Annotated in this window: 8 protein-coding genes; all 8 read left to right on the top strand. The window is 52.5% G+C overall.

All coding sequences use genetic code 11. The features are described from left to right. Nucleotides 1-6: 6 nt before the first annotated feature. Nucleotides 7-225, top strand: coding sequence for a hypothetical protein (locus tag Pmgp_RS13550; protein ID WP_153189222.1), 219 nt, complete (start codon nucleotides 7-9; stop codon nucleotides 223-225). 320 nt (nucleotides 226-545) lie between these two features. Then, complete coding sequence (locus Pmgp_RS13555; protein ID WP_134214523.1) at nucleotides 546-1,028, top strand: hypothetical protein; 483 nt, start codon at nucleotides 546-548, stop codon at nucleotides 1,026-1,028. A gap of 117 nt (nucleotides 1,029-1,145) precedes the next feature. Next, on the top strand, nucleotides 1,146-3,026 hold the full coding sequence (locus Pmgp_RS13560; RefSeq protein WP_134214524.1) for a transposase domain-containing protein: 1,881 nt from the start codon (nucleotides 1,146-1,148) through the stop codon (nucleotides 3,024-3,026). A 48-nt stretch (nucleotides 3,027-3,074) separates the two neighbouring features. Then, a complete protein-coding gene (locus Pmgp_RS13565; protein ID WP_134214525.1) occupies nucleotides 3,075-4,118 on the top strand; it encodes an AAA family ATPase in 1,044 nt (347 codons plus the stop codon). A gap of 28 nt (nucleotides 4,119-4,146) precedes the next feature. Then, the gene (locus Pmgp_RS19785) at nucleotides 4,147-4,296 is read left to right on the top strand and encodes a hypothetical protein (protein WP_192902929.1); all 150 of its coding nucleotides are present in this window, start codon (nucleotides 4,147-4,149) and stop codon (nucleotides 4,294-4,296) included. Nucleotides 4,297-4,926: 630 nt separating this feature from the next. After that, the gene (locus tag Pmgp_RS13570; protein WP_134214526.1) at nucleotides 4,927-5,238 is read left to right on the top strand and encodes a hypothetical protein; all 312 of its coding nucleotides are present in this window, start codon (nucleotides 4,927-4,929) and stop codon (nucleotides 5,236-5,238) included. A 1-nt stretch (nucleotide 5,239) separates the two neighbouring features. Next, a complete protein-coding gene (locus Pmgp_RS13575) occupies nucleotides 5,240-5,734 on the top strand; it encodes a host-nuclease inhibitor Gam family protein (RefSeq protein ID WP_134214527.1) in 495 nt (164 codons plus the stop codon). Between the two features lie 4 nt (nucleotides 5,735-5,738). Next, nucleotides 5,739-6,000, top strand: a 262-nt coding sequence (locus tag Pmgp_RS13580; protein ID WP_134214528.1) for a hypothetical protein, incomplete at its 3' end; no start/stop codon positions are given.

Below are 6,000 nucleotides of genomic sequence, written 5' to 3' on the forward strand. Positions count from 1 at the left end.
AAGGGGGTGTTTCCGATTATTTGTCCAGGTTCACCAAAAAGTCAATTCGGATGCTGGGATGGCGAATTCCCCTGGGATTTAAAAAGAGAAGAGTTGGAGGTAAAAGTAATTGAGATCATGGCCGTTCTGCAAGGGATGAGCGTTGCTTCTGCCAGGAGGATTTTGTTTAACGCGATACGGATTGTTGAAGGGATTAAGTTAGATCTTGTCAAGTTTCCGGAATAGGTCGGTTATTTCACGGTTTTGTATTACTCTACCATCTGTTATGCCTACCTTTGGTTCAGCAATGTTTCCAGGTGTGAATGGCAGCAACTGGCTACAGCTTGGGCAAACAAACAGCATTTTGGGAAGTATAGCCTGATAAGTTGCTCTAATCTCTTCTGGCTGTTCTTCTATGGCAGCAATCTGTAAAACATGGCCACAATTACATTTAAGTGAAGGACGCAGCATTTAATATCACCTCCTCCCTCTTTGGAATTGTTTGGTGGTTCTTGCAATATTCGACGCGGGAGGAGGAAAATCCTACAAAATTGGAGGGGCCGGAGATGGCGAAAAATAGAAAACCCAGCCCGGCCACGGATACAGGAGTCCAGGTATCAATATTTGACATCATTAAGGAGCAGCATATGAAGGCTCCTGAACAAGTGGAAGCGGGAAGCATGAATATAGCCAACAGGCTGCGGGAGGATCTCTCGCGGGGGCTAAAGCAGGCAAATAACATGTCGCGGTATGAAGTGGCGGCGAAGATGAGCGAATTGGTGGGCGTGGAGATATCAAAATGCCAGCTGGACAGCTGGACGGCGGAGTCCAAAGAGGCGCACCGGTTTCCGGCGGAATACCTGCCGGCGTTCTGCGCGGCGACTGGGTACAAACAGCCGCTGCGGATGATGGCGGAAATGATCCAGTGTTACCTGCTGGAAAGCGAGGAAGCGCTCATGGCTGAACTGGGCAAGATCGATCAGACAAAGCGGGAGCTTTCTAAAAAGGAAAAAGCAATCAGAGAGTTTTTAGGCCAGTTGACCAGGTAACAAATATTCTCACCTTATCCGGCTGGAAGGAGGTGGCGGGGACTGAAAACGTGGCTATCGACATCCGAAGCGGCGGCGGCGCTGGATACGACTGAACGAACTGTTCGGCGACAAGCCATGGCCGGCAAAATGGTTTGTAAGATTAATGATGGTCGTGGTGGTCTAAACGGCCAGGTATATCTGGTCGCGCTGGAGTCCCTGCCGCCAGAGGCGCAGCGGCGCTACCTGGAAAGAACGCTGGCCACGAGTCTGCCCATCACCGGGCCGGCCGAGGAAACCAAAGCTGTGGCGCCGGCTCCCTCCCCCGCCCCGGCCAGAATCCGGACGGTGGCGGAACTGGTGGCGAAGCACGGTCGGGAAAAGGCGGAGCAGATCCTGGCACAGGCGGAAAAATGGGAGCCAGTAGTCAAGGAAGCTTTAGCTATAATTGATGGCCGGGGAAAGGACAAAATGTCCCGGATAAACGCGCTGGCCATGAAGCGCAAGGTGAGCGCTAAAACACTGTACCGGAAAGCGGGCAGCTATAAGAAAGACGGGATTTTGGGCCTGGTAGATGACCGGTACCGGTCCTGCGGGGAGGGATTGGATGGGAAAGAGCGGCGGGCGGTGACGCCCGAGGTAAGAAACTTTATCAGGTCCATGGCGTTGCAATACCCGCCGCCGAAGGGCAGCAAGATTTACAAAGATCTGGAGAAGGCGGCGGAGATCAAGGACTGGCCGATGCCATCCAGGGCAACGGTGTACCGGGTAATCGAGGAGATTTTACATAGTGAAAAAGTGATGGGCCAGCGGGGAGACAAGGAATACGAGGCCACCTGCATGCCAAAGGTGAAGCGGGACTACTCTCACCTGCTTGCTATGGAGGAAATCGTGGGAGATGGCCACCCCTTCGACCTGTTTGTGGAATGGGCGGGCCGGGCGGTACGGCCGCAGCTGTCGGCCTGGGAGGACATGAGGTCACGGAAGATCGTTGGCTGGTGCGTAACGGTGCAGTGTAACAGTGAGACCATAGGCTTGGCCTTGCGTCACGCGATCCTGACTCACGGGTTGCCGGCCCGGATCTACACCGACAACGGCAAGGACTATCTCTCAAAATATATCAAGGACGTCTGCCAGCGGCTGGACATCAGGACGCGGGAATGCATACCCAAGACGCCCAGGGCAAAGATGATCGAGCGGCTGTTCCGGACGGTGCATGACCAGTTTACACTCTACTTGCCTGGGTACTGTGGTAATAAACCGGAGAACAGGCCACCCGGCTTTAACGAGAAAAAACTCTTAGAGCAAGGTAAGCTCCTTCCAATGGAAGAGTTTGTAGAGCGCTGGGCGGCCTACGTGGAGCAATACAACAGCCAGGTACACAGCGAAATCAAGGACACGCCGACCAACGCCTTCGCCAACACGCCGCATGTCCGGCCGGGCCGGGTGAATCAAGCGGACCTGGATATATTGATGATGAAGCGGGAGCAGGTAAAGGTAAACGCCGGCTACATCACTCTGCTGGGCCGGGAATACTGGTCGCATAACATTGAACTGGGGCGCCTGGTCGGTGAGTGGGTCCAGGTATGGTACGACTTCAACCGCATGGGCGAGGTGCTAATCTGGTACAAGGGCAAATGCCTCGGTACCGCAGTTAACCGTAAAGCTCTTGAACACGGTGAATCCAGGGCCGATCTGACAGCTGAACTGAGAGCCAACCGCCAGGTGGCGAAGGCCGTGAAACGGCAGATCGCGAGTTATACGGAGGGTCTGGAGGATGTGCTGCCTGAGAACGTGGTTAAACGGTCTCGCCGCGCGAAGCGGAACTTTGAGGGCCAGGCCGTGGCTGATACCAGTGAAGCAAAGGTAATGAGATTGACCGGTCATGAGAAGGAAACCCGCGAGGCCCAGAAGGTTATAGATAGCGAGGCCGCCGACGCCGGGGGTGATGCGCCGGTTAAAGTAAGCCGGGCGCAGCGTATGCTGATGAAAGCCGGCGCAAAGGTACTGGCGAGGTGAAATTTTAGCTGAATTTATTCTTTAATAAGATTTCGGGAGGTAATCTAAATGTCCGGAGCTGCGGAAGTGCTTGATTTCCAGGTAAATGATACTAATAAGGATGAACAGGAACTGCGCTTGTGGTTGACCAACCAGGTTAAGGAACAGGGGGTAATGATATCTTTCCTGGCCCGCGAGATCGGATATTCACATAGTATGTTGAGTCAGTTCATAGCCGGGAATAAATGCAGTAAAAACCTGTTGAAAAAGATTCGAAGACTGAAAGAAAAGGCGGACCAGGCGTCAGGCGGCGATATTCTGCAAAGGGCGGATTTACCGGTCTCTTTAGATGGCATTTCGGACAGTGATAAACCTTTCAAAGACCTGATTGAAACTGATGACCTGGCGAGCGTGCTGGGACTGTGCAGCTTATGCCGTGCTGACGGCGAGATCGGGGTTATAACGGGGGCGCCCGGCACCGGCAAAACAACGGCGCTGGAAGAGTTCCGGGGCAGGGAGCCTTTTACGGTCTACATCCGGGCGGATGTTACGATGTCAGGGCGTGAACTGGTAAAAGAACTGGGCGACAAGCTGGGTGTGGACATCCAGGAAGGCACCCAGAGAAGCAAGATCAAGCAGATCATTAAGCACCTGAGAGATGATCCGGTTCTGGTCATTGTGGACGAAGCGGATCTCCTGGTATCCAGGGACTCCGTAAAGAAACTGGAGATCCTGCGGACTATTTGGGACGAAGCGCATTGCGGGCTGATCCTGGCCGGCCTTCCCCGCCTGGCTACCTTCCTGGTAAAAGGTCCGGGCGGGCGTGAGAATTTGTCACAATTTTATTCCAGGGTGCGCCGGGCCTACGCAATGAAAGGGGTAAAACGCAGCGAGATACTGCCGGCGCTGGCCGGCTATAACATGACGGACGCGGCCAGAAACTACCTGGTGACGGCAGCCACCAGCAAGGCACAGGGTGGGCTGCGGCGTTACCATAGGCTCTTGCAAAACGCGCTGGACCTGGTTGAACAGGGAGAGACTATTACGCTTGAAGTAGTCCAAGAGGCGGACAGCATGTTGGTATCTCCAAAAACACTGGGGCTGGCGTTCTAATAATTAAAACAAAGGGCAGGTGATACGAGTGGATGCAAAACACCGGGCAAAGTTAGAGGAAGCTTTGCAATTGATCAATGAGGTCTGCGAAGAACTGTCAGTAGACAGCCCATTATTTGAGGCTCTAAGTGGTCCTATTTGTGAGCTTGATGAGATTGTTAATCCGCTTGAAGCGTAGATATGGATGTTTATAACAGGTTAACTTGTTAAGAGGTGAGTAAATATTACTCCGCAAGGTGTGATGGTTACGAGGTCACCCTTCGCCTTGGGCGTATCAGTCAGTTTAAGAATGCCATATTAGTCTATATAAACGGGGAAGTCAGAGGGGAATGGCTGCTTAAGGATTGCGAGGAGCGGCGCCGGTTCTTTCAGCCGGTTAAAAGGTCGGTTTTGTCCCGGAAAACGTGCTCCGGGCTAAGGAAAATCTCTAAGAAATTACGCCAGAAAGCCGGACTGCCTGATCCAGATGCTAAGTACACTTACTATTGCCCGTACTGGACTTCGTTTAAATCCCTAAAGCGGCACTTAATTAAGAATAACGATTCTATTGAACTGATTAAAAAATAAATGCCGAAATCCCCGGAGTGTGCCGGGGTTCGTGGGGGAATGGCCTACCCCACCTGATGACCGTGAAAGCGGGCCGGGTATAGCCCGGCGGCAGGCTGAAGAGAGGGGGTGAATAATGATACCACCAAATGGTGGAAGTCAAAAAGATACCCGGACCGATGATGTGTCAGCATCTTAATAGCCCGGGGCTAGTAAAAATCACTGAAATATTATAACACACAGAAAACCGGAGGTGATACCGGTGCCAAATTTCATGGACAACCAGTTTGAAAACCCTATCGTTAAAATTGATATCGCTACGGGCAGGGGTTTTTGTAAAATCTTCGAGGTATGGGATCGCGACGCGAGTTATAGAAGTCCCTGGACAAAAGCCCAGGAAAACATGACCGTAGAGGACGTACCGGCTAAAGCAGAGGAAGTAGTATCCACAACGACGGTGGCCACACCAATCGAGAGTGAAAAGTCGCCCGGCGGCGCCAAGAAAAAACAAAAAAGAGGTATTCGAGCCGAAAGGAATCTGAGAGGGTTATTCGGCGCAAGGAGGGTTGGATAAGATGGCGAGGGTTCGGATTGAAAACGAGCCGGCTTTAAAAAGCTGGGATGAGGTTGACCTCCATATGAAGGAGATCGGTGAGTGCGAACTGGCTATTGAGCGCATCGAGGCGGATATGAATGAAATAATTCAGGAGGTCAAGCTTGCAGCGGAGTTTAACGCCAAGCCAATAAAGGAACGAATTGAGAAATTAGGGGCGGAAGTAAAAGCCTTTGTAGAGTTAAACCGGGGTGACATAAAAGGGAAAACTAAGATCCTAAACTTCGGGAAGACCGGATTCCGGAAGAGCACGAAGATCATTATCCGCAGTGTCCAGGCGGTGCTTAAAGCGCTGCGGGCGCAGAAAATGGATGACTGCATAATCGTAAAGGAGTCGGTCAATAAAGAGCGGCTGGGAGAGTACCCGGATGAGGTCATAGCAGCAGTCGGCGCCGGCAAGAAGGTCGAAGATGTGTTCTGGTACGAGGTGGACCGGGAGCGTCTAAAGGGAGCTTAAAGGCGTGGCAAAGCGTAAGACGGTATTTACGGAAGATGAAAAAAGCCTGGTAGAATACCTCAAAGAAAAGCTGTCAGTCCGGGGGGTTAAAAAGCTCCCCCGTGACTGGCATCTTAAACAGCTCTCCACCGCCAGGGGCATGCTGGCCGGCGAGAACGCCCCCACCGTGGCCCAGTGGCAGGCATGTATGGATTGGGCCTTTGCGGATGAATTCTGGTGCGATAAGGTCGACCACCTGGCGCGGGTGGAAGGACTGTGGGCGAAAT

Source organism: Pelotomaculum propionicicum (assembly GCF_004369225.1).
GTDB classification, from domain to species: Bacteria; Bacillota; Desulfotomaculia; order Desulfotomaculales; family Pelotomaculaceae; genus Pelotomaculum_B; species Pelotomaculum_B propionicicum.

Bases quoted from the DNA above. Each gene is read 5' to 3' on its own strand.
- Pmgp_RS13555 (WP_134214523.1), top strand. From the start codon at position 546: ATGGCGAAAAATAGAAAACCCAGCCCGGCCACGGATACAGGAGTCCAG.
- Pmgp_RS13560 (WP_134214524.1), top strand. From the start codon at position 1,146: ATGGCCGGCAAAATGGTTTGTAAGATTAATGATGGTCGTGGTGGTCTA.
- Pmgp_RS13565 (WP_134214525.1), top strand. From the start codon at position 3,075: ATGTCCGGAGCTGCGGAAGTGCTTGATTTCCAGGTAAATGATACTAAT.
- Pmgp_RS13575 (WP_134214527.1), top strand. From the start codon at position 5,240: ATGGCGAGGGTTCGGATTGAAAACGAGCCGGCTTTAAAAAGCTGGGAT.